This window comes from Terrabacter tumescens (assembly GCF_014646815.1).
Classification (GTDB): domain Bacteria; phylum Actinomycetota; class Actinomycetes; order Actinomycetales; family Dermatophilaceae; genus Terrabacter; species Terrabacter tumescens.
Genome location: NZ_BMNZ01000005.1, coordinates 276564 through 292467, shown reverse-complemented (window position 1 = coordinate 292467; position 15904 = coordinate 276564). Strand labels below are relative to the sequence as shown.

Genomic DNA, 15904 nt, shown 5'->3' with positions numbered 1-15904 from the left:
CAAGGAATCGTCGGCTGCACGTAAGGAGGGGGCACGCGTGTCCCGATCGACGGTCGATACGTCCCGGTCCGGGGCTTTCGTCCGTTTCTGGATCGCCGACGCCGTCTCGAACCTCGGGACCTTCGTCTCGACGCTGGCCCTGCAGCTGCTCCTCATCGAGACGCTGCACGCCGACCAGACGGCGCTCGGGATCGTGCGGTCCGCGCAGTGGCTGCCCTACCTGCTCTTCGGCCTGCTCGCCGGCGTCGTCGTCGACCGGATGCGCCGGCGTCCGCTCCTCGTCGTGGTCGACGTGCTGTGCGCCGTGCTGCTCGGGGCGGTGGGAGTGCTCGCGCTGACCGGCCACCTGACGGTGCCGATCCTCGCCGTCCTCGTCTTCGCAACCGGCTCGGCGTCGATGTTCTTCACCGCTGCCCACCTGTCACTGCTGCCGACGATCGTCCCAGCGCCCGGACTCGCATCGGCGAATGCCCGCCTGGCACAGACGTATTCGGCGACGCAGTCCCTCGGGCCGCTCGTCGGTGGGACTCTCGTGCGACTGCTCTCCGCGCCCGTGGCCATCCTCGTCGACGCGATGTCGTATGCCGTGTCGGCCGTCGTGCTCGCGACGCTCCGTGTCGAGGAGGCGAGGCCGGAGCCGTCCGCCGAGCGGCACCTCCGGAGCGAGCTGCGCGAGGGAGCGGCGTGGGTCTATCGCCACGTCACCCTCGGGCCGTACGCGATCGCCCTGCACCTGTGGTTCTTCGCCAACGCCATGGTGACGACGGTGCTCGTCTACTTCGCGACGACCGAGCTGCGGCTGGGCCCGATCGCGGTCGGGCTCGTCCTCGCCGCGACCGGGGTCACCGGTGTCGTCGGCGCCGGGCTCGCCCCGCGCCTCGGACGGCGCTTCGGGACCGGGCGGGTGGTCACGACGACCGAGTGGCTGAGCCCCACGGCATACGCCCTCCTGCTGCTCGCGCAGCCAGGGCCGTCAGCGCTCCTCTGGCCACTGGTCGCCAACGCGCTCTTCGGACTCGCGATGGGCGTCCGCGGGCCGCTCGAGATGAGCTATCGCAACCTCGTGACACCCGACCGGCTGCGAGGACGGATGAACGCCACGATCCGCTCGTTCAACTGGGGGTCCATCGCGGTGGCCGCCCCACTCGGCGGCTGGGTGGCGGCCACGTGGGGCAATCGAACCGCCATCGCGGCGGCCGTCGTCGGGCTCGCCGCGTCGGCGCTCATCCTCTGGTGCTCGCCCTACCGTCACGTGACGGGCGAGGGCGAGCACCAGCGGGGAGGAGCAGCCGCCCCGGTCAGTCCTGAGCCGTGAGCGCCTGCTTCCACGAGACGCGGCCCCCGGACTGCATGAGCGAGCGACGGTAGATCCGCTCGCCGACGACGACGGTCACCGCCGAGAAGCCGGCCATGAGCAGGAGGGCGACCACCGGCTCCCACCAGGCCGCGTCACCGGCGAGCAGGCGCCCCGGCATCGACACGACCGACGCGATCGGCACGAAGGAGGCCACCTCGAGCGCCTTGCCCGACAGTCCGAAGCTCGCGACGTAGACGGCCATGAGGATCGTCGTCATCGGTGCCGTCGTCGACTGAAGGTCCTCGGTGCGCGACGCGAGGGCGCCGGCGACGGCGTAGAGGCACGCGAGGGCGAAGAAGCCGACCGCGAAGAAGAGCACGAACCACACGACGGCCGTCGACAGGCTCGGCAGCAGCGTCGAGAGGTCGGTGAACGACACGGCCACGAGGCCGACGGCGGCGAAGAGCACCACCTGGCCCAGCGCGATGACCGAGTTGCCGAGGATCTTGCCGGCGAGCAGCTGCCGCAAGGGGATCGCGGTCGCCAGGATCTCGACGAGGCGGGACTGCTTCTCCTCCACGACGCTCGCCGAGATCTGCTGGCCGAACATCATCGCCGCCATGAAGAAGAGCAGCGCGAAGGCGAACGTCGCCCCCTTGACGAAGCCGCTGTTGCCGACCTGGCCGTCGAAGCGGGTCGTCGTCAGCGTCGTGCCCTGCTCGAGGGCCTGGACGGTCGTGCCGGCCGCAGCGGCGTTGCGTTCGAGGGCAGTGCTCCGCAACGCGCTCTCGACGGCGGTGCGCAGGGCGAGGTCGGCGTCGTCGGCCGACGTCAGCGTCCAACCGGTGCCCGTCTCGTGCAGCCAGGCGTCGGCCGACCCCTCGTCGACAAGGGTGCGCGCCGCGGGCTCGCCCGACACGGACGTCGCGACGACCGACACCTTGTCGTCGTCCTGCCGCGCCGACACCGCGGCTCGCTCGACGAGTGCACGGCCGTCGGAGCCGGCCACGGCCACGGTGTAGGTCGTCGTCCTGCTGCCCTCCCACACCGAGAAGGCACCGAAACCGGCGATGAAGACGAGCGTGATGAGGGTCGAGACGAGGAACGCGCGGTTCGTCAAGCGCACGACGATCTCGCGCGCCGCCACGACGGCCCAGGCGCGCCCGCCTGCCGCCGTGTCGGTGGTGTCGGCGAGCGCGGTCTCCGCGACGGGGCCGCGCTCGCGGTCGGTGGGGCGCTGGTCGGTGGTGGTCATGCCGTCACCTCACGGTAGATCTGGGCCAGGCTCGGTCGCTGGGGTGAGAACTCGTGCACCTCGCCGCGGCGCAGCGCCTCCTCGAGCAGGCGCCGCTCGGCGCCGTGCTCGACGACCTCGAGCAGGGCGGTCGAGCCCTCGACGTCGACGGCGTGGATGCCGGGGACCCCGCGCACCCAGCCCGCGTCGCCGGACAGCACGAGACGGTGCCGGGCGACGGAGTGCGAGCGCAGGTCCTCGGGGGTGCCGGACGCGACCACGCGGCCGCGGGCCAGGACCACGAGACGCTCGCAGAGCCGCTCGACGAGGTCGAGCTGGTGGGAGGAGAAGAGCACCGGGACGCCGCGGGCGGTGTGCTCGCGCAGCAGGTCGGCCATGTTGTCGACAGCTGCCGGGTCGAGCCCGCTGAACGGCTCGTCGAGCACGAGGGCGCGTGGGTGACCCATCAGCGCGGCGACGATCTGCACGCGCTGCTGGTTGCCGAGCGAGAGCTTCTCGACGTGGTCCTTGGCGCGGTCGGCGAGGCCGAGGCGCTCGAGGTGGCTCGTCACCGAGGCACGGGCCGCGGCGGCGGAGAGCCCGCGCAGCCGGCCGAGGTAGACGAGCTGGTCGAGCACGGCCTGCTTCGGGTAGAGACCGCGCTCCTCGGGCATGTAGCCGAAGCTGCGGCGGTCGAGCTGGGTGATGGGCCGGCCGTCCCAGAGCACCTCGCCCGCCGTGGCGGACAGGACCCCCATGAGCATCCGCATCGTCGTCGTCTTGCCTGCGCCGTTGCCGCCGACGAAGCCGGTGAGCAGTCCTGCCGGCACGTCGAAGCTGACGTCGTCGACGGCGCGGATCTCGCCGAACGTGCGGGAGAGGTGCCGCAGCTCGATGTCGGCCGTGGCTCGTGGTCTGGTGAGTCGTTCCCCGGATGCGCTCATGCGCCCCACGCTAGGCGTGGACGGGCGTCCGGCGGATCAGTCGCGCGGGGGATCCGCGACGTCCCCCGGCAGGATGAGCCCGGCCTCGTAGGCGAGGACGACGGCCTGGACCCGGTCGCGCAGGTGCAGCTTGGCGAAGACGTTGGACAGGTGGGTCTTGACGGTGGCCTCGCCGACGAAGAGGTGGGCGGCGACCTCGGCGTTGGACAGCCCTCGACCCACCAGGCCCAGCACCTCGAGCTCGCGCGGGGTCAGCTCGTCGAGCCGCGGGTCGCGCTGGTCCTGCCGACCGGGGACGCCGGGACGGGCCGCCGGCACCGGCGCGGCGGCCATCTGCGCGATGACGCGCCGCGTGACCTCCGGCGCGAGCAGCGCGTGACCGCCGGCGACGGCGCGCACCGCCTGGACGAGCTGCTCGGCATCGGAGTTCTTGAGCAGGAAGCCGCTGGCCCCCGCCCCGAGACCCGCGAACACGTAGTCGTCCTGGTCGAACGTCGTGAGGATGACGACCTTGGCGAGGTCGTCGGCCACGATCCGGCGGGTGGCCTCGATGCCGTCCATGACCGGCATCTGCACGTCCATGAGAACGACGTCGGGGCGCAGCTCGTGCGTCAGCCGGACGGCCTCGGCCCCGTCGCTGGCCTCGCCTACGACCTCGAGGTCCTCCTCGACGGAGAGGATGAGCGAGAAGCCGGAGCGCACGAGGCGGTGGTCGTCGACGAGGAGCACGCGGGTGGGCGGCGTCACGACGCGTCCTCGGGCAGCGGCATACGCACCCGGACACGGTAGCCGCCGGTGACGCGCGGGCCGATCTCGCTGACGCCGCCGTGGGTCGCGAGGCGCTCGCGGACCCCGAGCAGGCCCAGCCCGGTGCCCGACGTGCCCGAGCGGGGCCGCCCGGTGTCGAGCACCTCGACCTCGGCGTAGCCGTGCGCGAAGCCGTGCTCGGGCCGTCGGTCCACGCGGACGAAGACGGTCGCCGACGACGCCGTCGAGTGCCGGCGGACGTTCGCGAGCGCCTCCTGGGCGGTGCGGTAGAGCGAGAGGCCCAGCGGTGCGGGCACGGACGTCACGGCGCCGACGGAGTCCTCGACCACGTGGCACCGGACGTCGAGGCCGTGCGCTGCGGCTTCCTCTGCGAGCGCCGGCACGTCTGCGAGCACGGGCTCGGGAGCCCTGGAGCGTGGCTGCGGGACGGAGCCGCTGCCGGCGGGATCGTCGGAGGAGCCGTCGGACGGCCCGCCGGAAGGACCTCCCGAGGACTCGGTGTCGTCCGTGCGCAGGGTGCCGAGCAGGCCGCGCATCTGGGCGACGGCGTCGCGCGAGGAGGTCTCGACCGAGCGGAGGGCGCCCTCGGCCGCGTCGGCGTCGCGGCGCAGCACCCGGCGCGCCGCGGCTGCCTGGATGCCGATGACGGAGATGTGGTGGGCGACGACGTCGTGCAGCTCGCGGGCGATGCGGAGGCGCTCCTCGACCACCGCCTGCCGGCGCAGGCTCGTCGCCTGGGTCTCGATGGTCCGGGCCTGGTCGGCCATCCGGTCGCGGCGCAGCGCCGAGCGCCAGGCCGCCTGGCCCCCGACGATGGCGCCGCCGAAGTAGAAGGCGTTGATGAGCAGGCTGTAGACGACGTAGGCGGTGGCCGGCCCGAACAGGCCCTGCCGCTCGGGCATCCGGCCGTCGTGGCTGAGAGCCTGCTCGATGCCCGAACCCACGGCGAACTGCCAGGTGAGCCAGCCGAACATCAGCAGCACGATCCCGACGACGACACCGATCATGAGGCGCCGGTCGCGCGCCCAGGCGACGCCGGTGAAGATCGCGACGAAGTAGACGACCTGCATCGGCACCGACGCCGCGACGCCCGGCATGACGATGCCGACCCCGAAGAAGTGAAGCGACAGGCCGGCGGCCACGGCGAGCGGCCAGCGCCGCCGCCAGACGAGAGGCACCGTGCCGGCGAGGACCACGAGGTGCGGCCACAGCCACGAGTCCTGGAACGAGCCGAGGGCGTCGATGCTGCGCAGCAGTTCGACCCCCAGAGACCCGGTGACGAGGAAGGCGAGGGCGAGCCACGCGTCGACCCGCCGCACGTGGGCGCGGTCGGCCGGCACGCGTTCCCAGTCGGTGTCGACGCCGAAGTACGTCTGCACCCGCGCCACGAGGGCAGTCCACCGGCCGTCCATGGGCTCCACCCTAGGCAGGCCGGCCGGCGGTGCGGCTCCCCCTCGAGGGGGAGCCGGCGTCGGCGGTACGGTCGGCCCCATGGGTGTCACCTCCACGGTCCTCGACGTCACGACCATGCGCTCACGGCTCGACCGGCTGCGTCGGCACGCTGCCGATGCGGGGGTCACGACGACCGTCGTCTCGCCGGGGTCGGACCTGCGCTACCTCACCGGGGTGGCCGGGTCGTCGTTCGAGCGGCTCACGGCCCTCGTCGTGCCGAGCGACCCCGCGGTCGCTCCCGTCTTCGTCTCGCCTGCGCTGGAGTACGCCGGGCTGGGGCACGTCCCGCTCGGCGACCTCGGCGTCGAGGTGCGCACGTGGGTCGACGGCGAGGACCCCTACGCGCTGGCGCTCGGCGGGGTGCCCGGTGGCCGCGTCGCGGTGTCCGACATGACGCCGGCGCTGCACCTGCTGCAGCTGCGAGACGCCGGCGCGGTCGACCAGCAGCTCGCCGGTCCGGTGCTGCGCGAGCTGCGCATGCGCAAGGACGAGGCGGAGCTCGCCGAGCTCCGGGCAGCGGGAGCAGCGATCGACCGGGTGCACGCGCGGGTCGGTGAGTGGCTGCGCGCCGGTCGCACCGAGGCCGAGGTGGCAGCCGACATCGCGGCCGCGATCGTCGAGGAGGGCCACGCCGCAGCGGAGTTCGTCATCGTCGGCTCGGGTCCCAACGGAGCGAGCCCGCACCACTCCGTCAGCGACCGCGTCATCGAGCAGGGTGACGTCGTCGTCGTCGACATCGGCGGCCCGCTGCCGTCGGGCTACAACTCCGACAGCACGAGGACGTATGCCGTGGGCGCCCCTCGCGAGCCCGACGTGGCCACGGCCTACGCCGCGTTGCAGGCGGCGCAGCGGGCGTCCGTCGCGTCCGTGCGCCCCGGCGTCACGTGTCAGGACGTCGAACGCGCCGGGCGGGACGTGCTCGCCGCGGCTGGGCTGGCCGAGCACTTCATCCACCGCACCGGCCACGGCATCGGGCTCGACGTCCACGAGGAGCCCTACATCGTCGCCGGCAACGAGCTGCCGCTCGAGGCCGGGATGACCTTCAGCATCGAGCCGGGCGTCTACCTCTCCGGTCGCTGGGGCGCGCGCATCGAGGACATCGTCGCCGTGACGGTCCACGGCGTCGAGCGCCTCAACACCCGCCCCACCGACCTCGCCGTCCTCTGACCCGAGGACCCCCCCGCCTTCGTCACCCTCGAGTGGCCCCGTCGTCACACGCTCGAGTGGCCCCGTCGTCACACTCACCGACCCCCAACGCCCGTCGAGTGGCCCCGTCGTCACACCGACCGGCGTCAGGAGTCGAAGCCGACGCCCATCCGGTCGAGCGTGCGCAGCCACACGTTCCGTTTGCCGGTGCGGTCCTCGGCAGCGAGCGAGGACCGCGTGGCCCGCACCGCGGCATACCGGATCGGCTCGGGAGGGAAGGGGATCGGCTTGTGCCGAACCATCCCCAGCCGGGTCAGCTCGGTGTCCTTGCCGTCGACGAGGTCGAGAGCGACGGCCGCACCGAAGCGGGTCGAGGCGACGCCCAGTCCGGTGTAGCCCACGGCATACGCCATCCGTCCGCCGAGGGCGGTGCCGAAGACGGGCGTGAAGCGTGAGGTCGTGTCGATGACGCCGGCCCACCGGTGGGTGAAGCGGATGCCCTCGAGCTGCGGGAAGAGGTCGAGGAAGTGGTCCGCGAGCAGGCCGTGCGACGCGTCGTTCTGCTCGAGCGCCGGGTCGATGCGTCCCGGGAAGTGGTAGTTGGCGTCGTAGCCGCCGAAGAGCACTCGGTCGTCGAGCGTCCTTCTGTAGTAGTGGAACTGGTTGCCCGCGTCCGTGAGTCCCTCGCGGCCGCGCCACCCGATGGCATCGAGCTGAGCGGGCGTCAGCGGCTCGGTCATGAGGACGTGGTCGTAGACCGGCAACACCCAGGCGCTGAAGCGCTTGAGCACGCCCTGGGATGCGTTCGTGCCGATGACGACGCGTCGCGCATGGATCGAGCCCGCGTCGAGGGTGACCCGCACGCCATCACCCTCGGAGTCGAATCCCGTTGCGCGCGTGTGCTCGTGGAGCCGGACGCCGAGCGACTCCGCGGCGCGCGCGAGACCCCAGACGAGCCGGGCCGGGTCGACGAGCGCGACCTCCGGGTCGTACATGCCGGCGAGGTAGCGCGGCGAGTCGACCCGGGCGCGGGCCTGGTCCGCGTCCAGCAGCTCGACCGGCACCCCGTGCGAGCGGTGCAGCTCGAACGACTCACGGACAGAGGGGATCTGGTGCTCGGTCAGGGCGAGGGTCAGCTCGCCGGGCACGTGGAGGTCAGCGTCGATGCCGTATGCCGTGACCGACCTCTGGATGGCCGCGAAGTTCTCCGCCGCGAGGCGCTCGAGCGTCTCCATCTCGTCGGGCCAGCACGAGACGCCCTGGGCGAGACCGTGCGTGAGGGACGGCGCCATGAAGCCGCCGTTGCGACCGGACGCGCCGTCGGCCAGGCGTCCCGCCTCGACGACGACGACGTCGCGCGAGGGGTCGGCCTCCTTGGCCTGGATCGCCGCCCAGAGCCCGGTGAACCCGCCGCCGACGACGAGCAGGTCGGTGCGGGGCGCGGCGCCGGTCAGGGCCGCGCGCGGGTCGGGGCGCTCCGGCCGGTCGGTCCAGAACGGGACGGGGCGGGCGTCGGCGAGCGCGGCGGCGGCGCGGGGCGAGAGCGGGAAAACAGGCATGACGAGACGGATCAGACCATGCTTGGCTGCTGCCTGTGAACCCCTCTTCGTTCCAGAGCGATCCAGAGTCCGTGGCCCAGAGACTGCTGCAGGTGTTCCACGACGAGACCCGCGCGCCGATCCGGCTCGGCACCTCGCAGCGCCCCATCGAGCTCGACGGCCTCGTGCGGCGCGAGTACGAGATCGACGGCGGCCACTGGAACATGATCGAGAGCCCCGACGGCCTCGGTCCCGACCCGGACGAGTGGGACGCCGTCATCGCGCGACAGCGTGACTTCTTCGCCGGTCTCGGCCTGCGCGTCGAGTGGAAGACCTACGACTACGACGAGCCGGCCGACCTCGGCGAGCGCCTCCTGAGGGCGGGCTTCGTCAAGGAGGACGACGAGGCCCTCATCCTCGGTGAAGCCGCGCCTCTCGCGGCCCAGGACCTCGACCTCCCCGACGGCGTGGTCGTGCGCGCCGCGGACTCCGACGAGGACTTCGTGCGGATGGCCGAGATGCTGGAGCTCGTCTGGGACGAGCCGCAGTCCTGGGTGGTGGAGTCCCTGCTGCCCCGGTGGCGCACCGACCCGTCGTCGATGGACGTCGTGGTCGTCGAGGAGTCCCGCACGGGGCCGGTGCTCTGCGCCGCCCGCGCGGAGTACGACGAGAGCGGCTTCAGCGGCCTGTGGGGCGGGTCGACGCTGCCGGAGTGGCGCGGCCGCGGCCTCTACCGGGCGACGCTGCTCCACCGCGCCCGCCTCGGTCTCGCGCGCGGCAAGGACCACGTCCGCGTCGACGCCTCGCCGGACTCCGAGCCGATCCTGCGCCGGCTCGGGCTGCACCGCGTCGCGACGACGACGCCCTACGTCTTCGACCCCGCTCTCTGAGCCCAGTGCGACACTCCTGAGGTGACGAGGGGGAAGAGGGTGCCGCGTCGAGGACCGGCGACGCGGGCACGACGTCTGCGCACCGTCCCCGCCCTGGCCGCCCTGGCGCTGGCTGCCTCGGCGCTCGGCGCCTGCACCTCGGAGACCCTCGACCCGGTCGCGGGAGGATCCACGGCGTCCGCGCCCACCGCCCTGGGCTCGGGCGCCTCCACGGCCCAGCCCGACCCGGGGATGACCCCGATCGAGGCGGCGGCGCGGTGCACCACGACGCGCCGACTCACCGGCAAGGGCGAGGTGCCGCTCGACGCCGTCTTCCCCGGCGCCGAGACGAGCGCGACGTCCGACCCGAAGGAGACGGTGCCGGGTCCCGACGCGGCCGACCGGACCCGCTGCCCCGGCGAGCTGCCGGCCGAGCCGCACTGCGACGGCCTCGTGCCCTGGACCGACCTGCTCCCGGACGAGTTCGTCCCCGCGAGCGGGGCGCGGCGCATCGTCGGGGGCTACCTCCTCACGATGCCGAAGCAGGCCGGCAACCAGGCCCCGCCCGAGAGCTCCGCGGGCACCAAGGTCGTGACCTTCAGCCTCGTCGACCTCGTGGCGGGCGACCCCGGCGGTCTCGTCGACCACCTCGACGTCGCCTTCCGGGCCTGCGCGAAGGCCACCCCGAGCACCGTCGCAGGCGTCGGAGCCCTGGTCGGGACGGTGCGCTCGGAGTACGGCGCGGGCTCGGCCGAGGTCGTCCTGCTGCGCCGCGGCCCGCACCTCGTGTGGGCCGCCCTCGACGGGAGCGGCTGGGAGAAGGGGGAGCAGCAGCGGGCTCTCGCCGTGCTCGTCGCGCGCCTGCTCTGAGCGGTCGCTCACCGATGGGTGGGCACCCGTGGGCACCGGACGGCATACGTGGCAGGATTTCCGACGGATCTTCAAAGCCGCACACGAGACTGCAGGAGTAGCAATGCCCATCGCCACACCCGAGGTGTATGCCGACATGCTCGACCGCGCGAAGGCCGGCTCCTTCGCGTACCCCGCCATCAACGTCTCGAGCTCGCAGACGCTGAACGCCGCGCTCAAGGGCTTCGCCGACGCCGGCTCCGACGGCATCATCCAGGTCTCGACCGGCGGCGCGGACTACCTCTCCGGCCCGAGCATCAAGAACATGGTGAGCGGCTCGCTCGCGTTCGCCGCCTACGCGCACGAGGTGGCCAAGAACTACCCCGTCAACATCGCGCTGCACACCGACCACTGCCCCAAGGACAAGCTCGACGGCTTCGTGCGTCCGCTCCTCGCGGCGAGCACCGAGCGCGTCCAGGCCGGTGGCACGCCGTGGTTCCAGTCGCACATGTGGGACGGCTCGGCCGTGCCGCTCGACGAGAACCTGTCGATCGCGCAGGAGCTGCTCGCCCTGGCCAAGGCCGCCAACGTCATCCTCGAGATCGAGGTCGGCGTCGTCGGCGGCGAGGAGGACGGCGTGGAGGGCGCCATTGACGAGAAGCTCTACTCCACGCCCGAGGACGCCATCGCCACGATCAAGGCGCTCGGTGCCGGCGAGAACGGTCGCTACCTGACGGCCCTGACGTTCGGCAACGTCCACGGCGTCTACAAGCCCGGCAACGTCAAGCTGCGCCCCGAGATCCTCCTGCAGGCCCAGCAGGCCGCCGCCAAGGAGCTCGGCCTGTCCGACGACGCGCGCCCCTTCGACCTCGTCTTCCACGGAGGGTCCGGCTCGCTGCCCGAGGAGATCTCGGCCGCCGTCGACAACGGCGTCGTCAAGATGAACGTCGACACCGACACGCAGTACGCCTTCACCCGTCGCATCGCCGACTGGATGATCTCCGGCTACGCCGGCGTGCTCAAGGTCGACGGCGAGGTCGGCAACAAGAAGCAGTACGACCCGCGCGCCTGGGGCAAGGCGGCCGAGGAGGCCATGGCGGTGCGCATCGTCGAGGCCTGCACCGCGCTGCGCTCGGCAGGCACGCACCAGTGAGCGACAACCTGCTCGGCATCCCCGAGACGCGCCTCGCGGTCGACCCGGCGGCCGAGAAGCTCGACGCCGGCGTCGACCCCGTCCAGGTGGCGGCCGCCTACCCCGCGAGCTCGCTCGCCTGGGCGGTCCTCGCCGAGGACGCGCTCGCCGACGGTGACCGCGATGTCGAGGCCTACGCGTACGCCCGCACCGGCTACCACCGCGCGCTCGACAGCCTGCGCAAGTCCGGCTGGCGCGGCCAGGGCCCGGTGCCGTGGTCGCACGAGCCCAACCGTGGCTTCCTCCGCGCGCTCGCGGCGCTCGCCCGTGCGGCGCGAGCCATCGGCGAGAGCGACGAGGAGGCCCGCTGCACGCAGTTCCTGCGCGACAGCTCGGCCGAGGGTGCGCGCGAGCTCGGTCTCTGAGGGCTCGCACGACCGCATGACGCTCTTCTGCTCCGACGTCGACGGCACGCTGCTCGACCACCGACGCACCCTCTCCGACCGCACCGTCGCCGCCATCCGGGCGGTGCGGTCGGCGGGGCACACGTTCGTGCTGTGCAGCTCGCGCATGCCGGCGTCCCTGGAGGGGCTCGAGCGGCTCTGCGGCGTCGAGCCGACCCCGCTCATCGCATACAACGGCGGTCTCGTGCTGCGCGCCGACCGCACCGTCGTGACCGACGTTCCCATCACGCCGGGCGATGCCCGGGAGGCGTATGCCGTGTGCTCGCGTCTCGGACTGCACGCGAGCTTCTTCGCCGGTGACGACTGGTACGCCTGGGGGCCCGACGAGTGGACCGAGCGCGAGGCGACGATCACGGCGGTCGACCCGAGCCTCGAGTCGGCGCACGACTACGTCTCGAGCGGGCGCGTCGACACGCACCCGCCGCACAAGGTCATGGCGATGGGGGAGCCGGCGCTCGTCGACGAGCTCGAGGCGGCACTCGCCGGACGCCCCGGCATGGTCACCTACCGGTCCAAGCCGACCTACCTCGAGATCGCCAACGCCGCCTGCTCCAAGGGCGACGGGCTGCAGGCCCTCGCCGACGAGCTCGGCATCGACCTCGCCGACACGGTCTTCTTCGGCGACAACCACAACGACGTCTCGGCGTTCGAGGTGGCCGGCACGGCGGTGGCCGTCTCCAACGCGGTCGAGCCGGCGCTCGATGCCGCGCACGTCGTCACGGGCCACCACCGCGAGGACGGCGTCGCGGAGTACCTCGAGGACTGGCTCGCCTCGCACTGACCGCTGCGCACCTGGACCGCATCGGCTCGTCGCTTGCGCACTGCACGATGGGTGGCGAGGCGATCGTCGCCACCACAACTCCGCCGGGGCGGAGCAATCCCGGGTCGGGTGGCCTGATCCGCCTCACCTTCTCCGCCGGGGCGGAGGAATCGGGGGCGGGGGGCCCGATCTGCCGCCACAACTCTGCCGGGGCGGAGAAGCCGGGTCCGGGGCATCGGTCTCGAACCGATAACCTTGCGGTTGGCTTTGACCACAACCGGAAGGCAGACCGATGCCGGCAATCGTGCTCGTCGGAGCGCAGTGGGGTGACGAGGGCAAGGGCAAGGCGACCGACCTGCTCGGCAGCAGCGTCGACTACGTCGTCAAGTTCAACGGCGGCAACAACGCCGGCCACACCGTCGTCATCGAGAAGGACGGCAAGCGCGAGAAGTACGCGCTGCACCTGCTGCCCTCGGGCATCCTCAGCCCCAACTGCGTGCCGGTCATCGGCAACGGCGTCGTCATCGACCTGTCGGTGCTCTTCGAGGAGCTTGACGGCCTCGAGGCCCGCGGCGTCGACACGAGCAAGCTGCTCGTCAGCGCCAACGCGCACGTCATCCCGAGCTACAACCGCACCATCGACAAGGTGACCGAGCGGTTCCTGGGCAAGCGCCGGATCGGCACGACCGGCCGCGGCATCGGCCCGACCTACGCCGACAAGATGAACCGCGTCGGCATCCGCATCCAGGACCTCTACGACGAGCGCATCCTGCGCCAGAAGGTCGAGGCCGCGCTCGAGCTGAAGAACCAGCTGCTCGCCAAGATCTACAACACGCGCGGCGCCGAGGTCGACGAGGTCGTCGAGGAGCTGCTGTCGTATGCCGCCCGCCTCGCTCCCATGGTCGCCGACACGAGCCTCGTGCTGAGCCAGGCGCTCGACCGGGGCGAGACGGTGCTCTTCGAGGCCGGGCAGGCGACCCTGCTCGACGTCGACCACGGCACCTACCCCTACGTCACGTCGAGCAACGCCGTCTCAGCCGGCGCGTGCACCGGCTCGGGCGTGCCGCCGACCCGCATCGACTCGGTCATCGCGATCCTCAAGGCCTACACGACCCGCGTCGGTGAGGGCCCGTTCCCGACCGAGCTGCACGACGACAAGGGCGAGTTCCTCCGCAAGACGGGCGCCGAGTACGGCACGACCACCGGCCGTCCGCGCCGTTGTGGCTGGATGGACACCGTCGTCGGCCGCTACGCGACGCGCATCAACGGCGTCACCGACTTCGTCGTCACCAAGCTCGACGTCCTCACCGGCCTCGACAAGGTCCCGGTCTGCATCGCCTACGACGTGGGCGGCGTGCGCCACGACGAGATGCCGGTCAACCAGACCGACTTCCACCACGCGACCCCGATCTACGAGGAGCTCGACGGGTGGTGGGAGGACATCACCGCCTGCCGCACCTTCGAGGACCTGCCGGCCAATGCCCAGGCCTACGTCCTGCGCGTCGAGGAGCTCATCGGCGCCCGGGTCTCGGCCATCGGAGTCGGCCCCGGCCGCGACGAGATCATCGAGCGCTTCCCGCTCAAGCCGGCCGTCGCGGGCTGACGCATCCACGCGTCACCCGAGCACACGGCATACGAAAGCGTCTGGAACTGAAGGAAACCCATGACTGAAGAGGTCACCCCGATCGACTGGGTCACGCGTCTGGCCGACGACGTGATCGCCGAGGCGCAGCAGCGCAACCCCGGCGAGACGATCGTCTGCGCGTCGGGCATTAGCCCCTCGGGCCCGATCCACCTCGGCAACTTCCGCGAGCTCATCACGCCGCACCTCGTCGCCGACGAGATCAAGCGCCGCGGCATCGACTGCGAGCACATCCTCAGCTGGGACGACTTCGACCGCTTCCGTCGCGTGCCGAAGAACCTTGCGGGAGTGGACGACTCGTGGGAGCAGTACATCGGTATGCCGCTGACCGCGGTGCCGCCGCCCGCCGGCTCGCCGCACGCGAGCTGGGCCGACCACTTCAAGGCGCCGCTCATCGAGGCCATGGAGGCCACCGGCATCGAGGTGCGCCAGATCAGCCAGACGGAGCAGTACCGCGCGGGCGTCTACCGCGACCAGGTGCTGCTCGCGATGCGTGAGCGTCTCGCCATCGACAAGGTGCTCGACCAGTACCGCACGCTCGAGGCCGTCGAGGCCGCGCGCCAGAAGTCGAGCGGCAAGGGCAAGGGCCAGCAGCAGAAGGCCGCGAAGCTCACCGAGGAGCAGGCCGCCGCGGCCACCGGGGCCGAGCGCGGCTCGGGCGCGGCGAGCGAGGACGACGGCAGCGAGGGCAAGGCGGGCTACTACCCGTTCAAGCCGTTCTGCTCCTCGTGCGGCACGGACTTCACGACCGTCACCGCCTACGACGACGACAGTCACGAGCTGACCTACGACTGCACGAAGTGCGGCCACTCCGAGACCGTCGACCTCGACACCTTCACCAACGGCAAGCTCGTGTGGAAGGTCGACTGGCCGATGCGCTGGGGCCACGAGCACGTGCTCTTCGAGCCCTCCGGCGTCGATCACCAGAGCCCCGGGAGCAGCTTCGTCGTCGGCAAGGACCTCGCGCCGATCTTCGGCTGGGAGCGCCCGGTCGGGCCGATGTACGCCTTCGTCGGCATCGCCGGCATGGCCAAGATGAGCTCGAGCAAGGGCGGCGTGCCGATCCCGACCGACGCGCTCGAGGTCATGGAGGCGCCGGTGCTGCGCTGGCTCTACGCCCGCCGCCGGCCCAACCAGAGCTTCGACGTCGCCTTCGGCCCCGAGCTCCAGCGTCTCTACGACGAGTGGGATGCCCTGGGCCGCAAGGTCGCCGACGGCTCAGCCCAGGCCGGCGACCTGGCCGCGCACCTGCGCGCGACCTCGACCGCCAGGGGTCCGCTGCCCACGACGCCTCGTCCGATGCCGTTCCGCACCATCGCGTCGGTCATCGACGTGACGCAGGGCGACGAGGAGCAGGCCGTCCGGATCCTCAGCGAGCTCGAGCCCGACAACCCCGTCGCCTCGACCGACGACCTGCGTCCGCGCCTCGACTGCGCCGAGCGCTGGATGCTCGGCTACGTCCCGGCCGAGGACCGCACGATCGTGCGCACCGAGCCCGACACGGAGCTGCTCGGCAGCCTCGACGAGTCGCAGCAGGAGTCGCTGCGACTGCTCGCCGACGGCCTCGACGAGCACTGGTCGCTCGACGGGCTGACGCACCTCGTCTACGGCGTGCCGAAGATCCAGCGCGGCATCGACCCCGAGGCCAAGGTCAAGGACCCCGAGCTCTCGGCGGCCCAGCGCGCGTTCTTCGTCCTCGTCTACCGCCTGCTCGTGTCCAAAGACACCGGCCCGCGCCTGCCGACGCTGCTGCTCGCCGTGGGTGCCGACCGCGTCCGCACCCTCGTCGGTCACTGACGAGCGCCTAGC

The 15904-nt window shown here is 72.1% G+C and carries 14 protein-coding genes; 9 read left to right on the top strand and 5 right to left on the bottom strand.

The window, feature by feature from the left end; all coding sequences use genetic code 11:
- The first annotated feature begins 37 nt into the window (after positions 1 to 37).
- Positions 38 to 1315, top strand: coding sequence for an MFS transporter (locus tag IEY30_RS14485; protein WP_052358577.1), 1278 nt, complete (start codon positions 38 to 40; stop codon positions 1313 to 1315).
- On the opposite strand, the gene IEY30_RS14480 is transcribed toward IEY30_RS14485, so the two are convergent.
- Genes IEY30_RS14480 through IEY30_RS22135 form a run of 4 tightly spaced genes read right to left on the bottom strand, consistent with a single transcriptional unit; the run spans position 1299 to position 5655 of the window.
- Complete coding sequence (locus IEY30_RS14480; protein ID WP_043416860.1) at positions 1299 to 2552, bottom strand: ABC transporter permease; 1254 nt, start codon at positions 2550 to 2552, stop codon at positions 1299 to 1301. The genes IEY30_RS14485 and IEY30_RS14480 overlap by 17 nt on opposite strands.
- Entirely contained in the window at positions 2549 to 3475 is a 927-nt protein-coding gene (locus IEY30_RS14475; RefSeq protein WP_052358578.1) for an ABC transporter ATP-binding protein, read from the bottom strand. Before IEY30_RS14475 ends, IEY30_RS14480 begins: the two co-directional genes overlap by 4 nt.
- A gap of 36 nt (positions 3476 to 3511) precedes the next feature.
- Complete coding sequence (locus tag IEY30_RS14470; protein WP_030199123.1) at positions 3512 to 4222, bottom strand: response regulator; 711 nt, start codon at positions 4220 to 4222, stop codon at positions 3512 to 3514.
- The gene (locus tag IEY30_RS22135; RefSeq protein ID WP_030199127.1) at positions 4219 to 5655 is read right to left on the bottom strand and encodes a sensor histidine kinase; all 1437 of its coding nucleotides are present in this window, start codon (positions 5653 to 5655) and stop codon (positions 4219 to 4221) included. Before IEY30_RS22135 ends, IEY30_RS14470 begins: the two co-directional genes overlap by 4 nt.
- Positions 5656 to 5734: 79 nt before the next feature.
- Here IEY30_RS22135 and IEY30_RS14460 point away from each other — a divergent pair, with 79 nt between their 5' ends.
- Positions 5735 to 6862, top strand: a complete 1128-nt coding sequence (locus IEY30_RS14460) for a M24 family metallopeptidase (RefSeq protein ID WP_030199130.1) — start codon at positions 5735 to 5737, stop codon at positions 6860 to 6862.
- 125 nt (positions 6863 to 6987) lie between these two features.
- On the opposite strand, the gene IEY30_RS14455 is transcribed toward IEY30_RS14460, so the two are convergent.
- The gene (locus tag IEY30_RS14455; RefSeq protein ID WP_030199133.1) at positions 6988 to 8400 is read right to left on the bottom strand and encodes an NAD(P)/FAD-dependent oxidoreductase; all 1413 of its coding nucleotides are present in this window, start codon (positions 8398 to 8400) and stop codon (positions 6988 to 6990) included.
- Positions 8401 to 8471: 71 nt separating this feature from the next.
- Between IEY30_RS14455 and IEY30_RS14450 the strand changes: the two genes are divergently transcribed.
- From IEY30_RS14450 to lysS, 7 genes are all read left to right on the top strand, one after another.
- Positions 8472 to 9269: a GNAT family N-acetyltransferase gene (locus IEY30_RS14450; RefSeq protein WP_052358579.1), complete on the top strand. Its 798-nt coding sequence runs from the start codon at positions 8472 to 8474 to the stop codon at positions 9267 to 9269.
- A gap of 21 nt (positions 9270 to 9290) precedes the next feature.
- Positions 9291 to 10118, top strand: coding sequence for a hypothetical protein (locus IEY30_RS14445; protein ID WP_156035317.1), 828 nt, complete (start codon positions 9291 to 9293; stop codon positions 10116 to 10118).
- 103 nt (positions 10119 to 10221) lie between these two features.
- Positions 10222 to 11250: a class II fructose-bisphosphate aldolase gene (gene fbaA, locus IEY30_RS14440; RefSeq protein ID WP_030199144.1), complete on the top strand. Its 1029-nt coding sequence runs from the start codon at positions 10222 to 10224 to the stop codon at positions 11248 to 11250.
- Positions 11247 to 11654 carry a DUF3151 domain-containing protein gene (locus tag IEY30_RS14435; protein WP_030199148.1) on the top strand — a complete coding sequence of 136 codons (408 nt, stop codon included), beginning with the start codon at positions 11247 to 11249 and terminating at the stop codon, positions 11652 to 11654. The genes fbaA and IEY30_RS14435 overlap by 4 nt, the downstream gene beginning before the upstream one ends.
- Before the next feature lie 16 nt (positions 11655 to 11670).
- Positions 11671 to 12474 (top strand): Cof-type HAD-IIB family hydrolase, encoded by an 804-nt coding sequence (locus IEY30_RS14430; protein WP_030199151.1) that lies wholly within the window; start codon positions 11671 to 11673, stop codon positions 12472 to 12474.
- Positions 12475 to 12745: 271 nt separating this feature from the next.
- Positions 12746 to 14056 (top strand): adenylosuccinate synthase, encoded by a 1311-nt coding sequence (locus IEY30_RS14425; protein WP_030199153.1) that lies wholly within the window; start codon positions 12746 to 12748, stop codon positions 14054 to 14056.
- 60 nt (positions 14057 to 14116) lie between these two features.
- The gene (gene lysS / locus IEY30_RS14420; protein WP_030199157.1) at positions 14117 to 15892 is read left to right on the top strand and encodes a lysine--tRNA ligase; all 1776 of its coding nucleotides are present in this window, start codon (positions 14117 to 14119) and stop codon (positions 15890 to 15892) included.
- Positions 15893 to 15904: the final 12 nt, after the last annotated feature.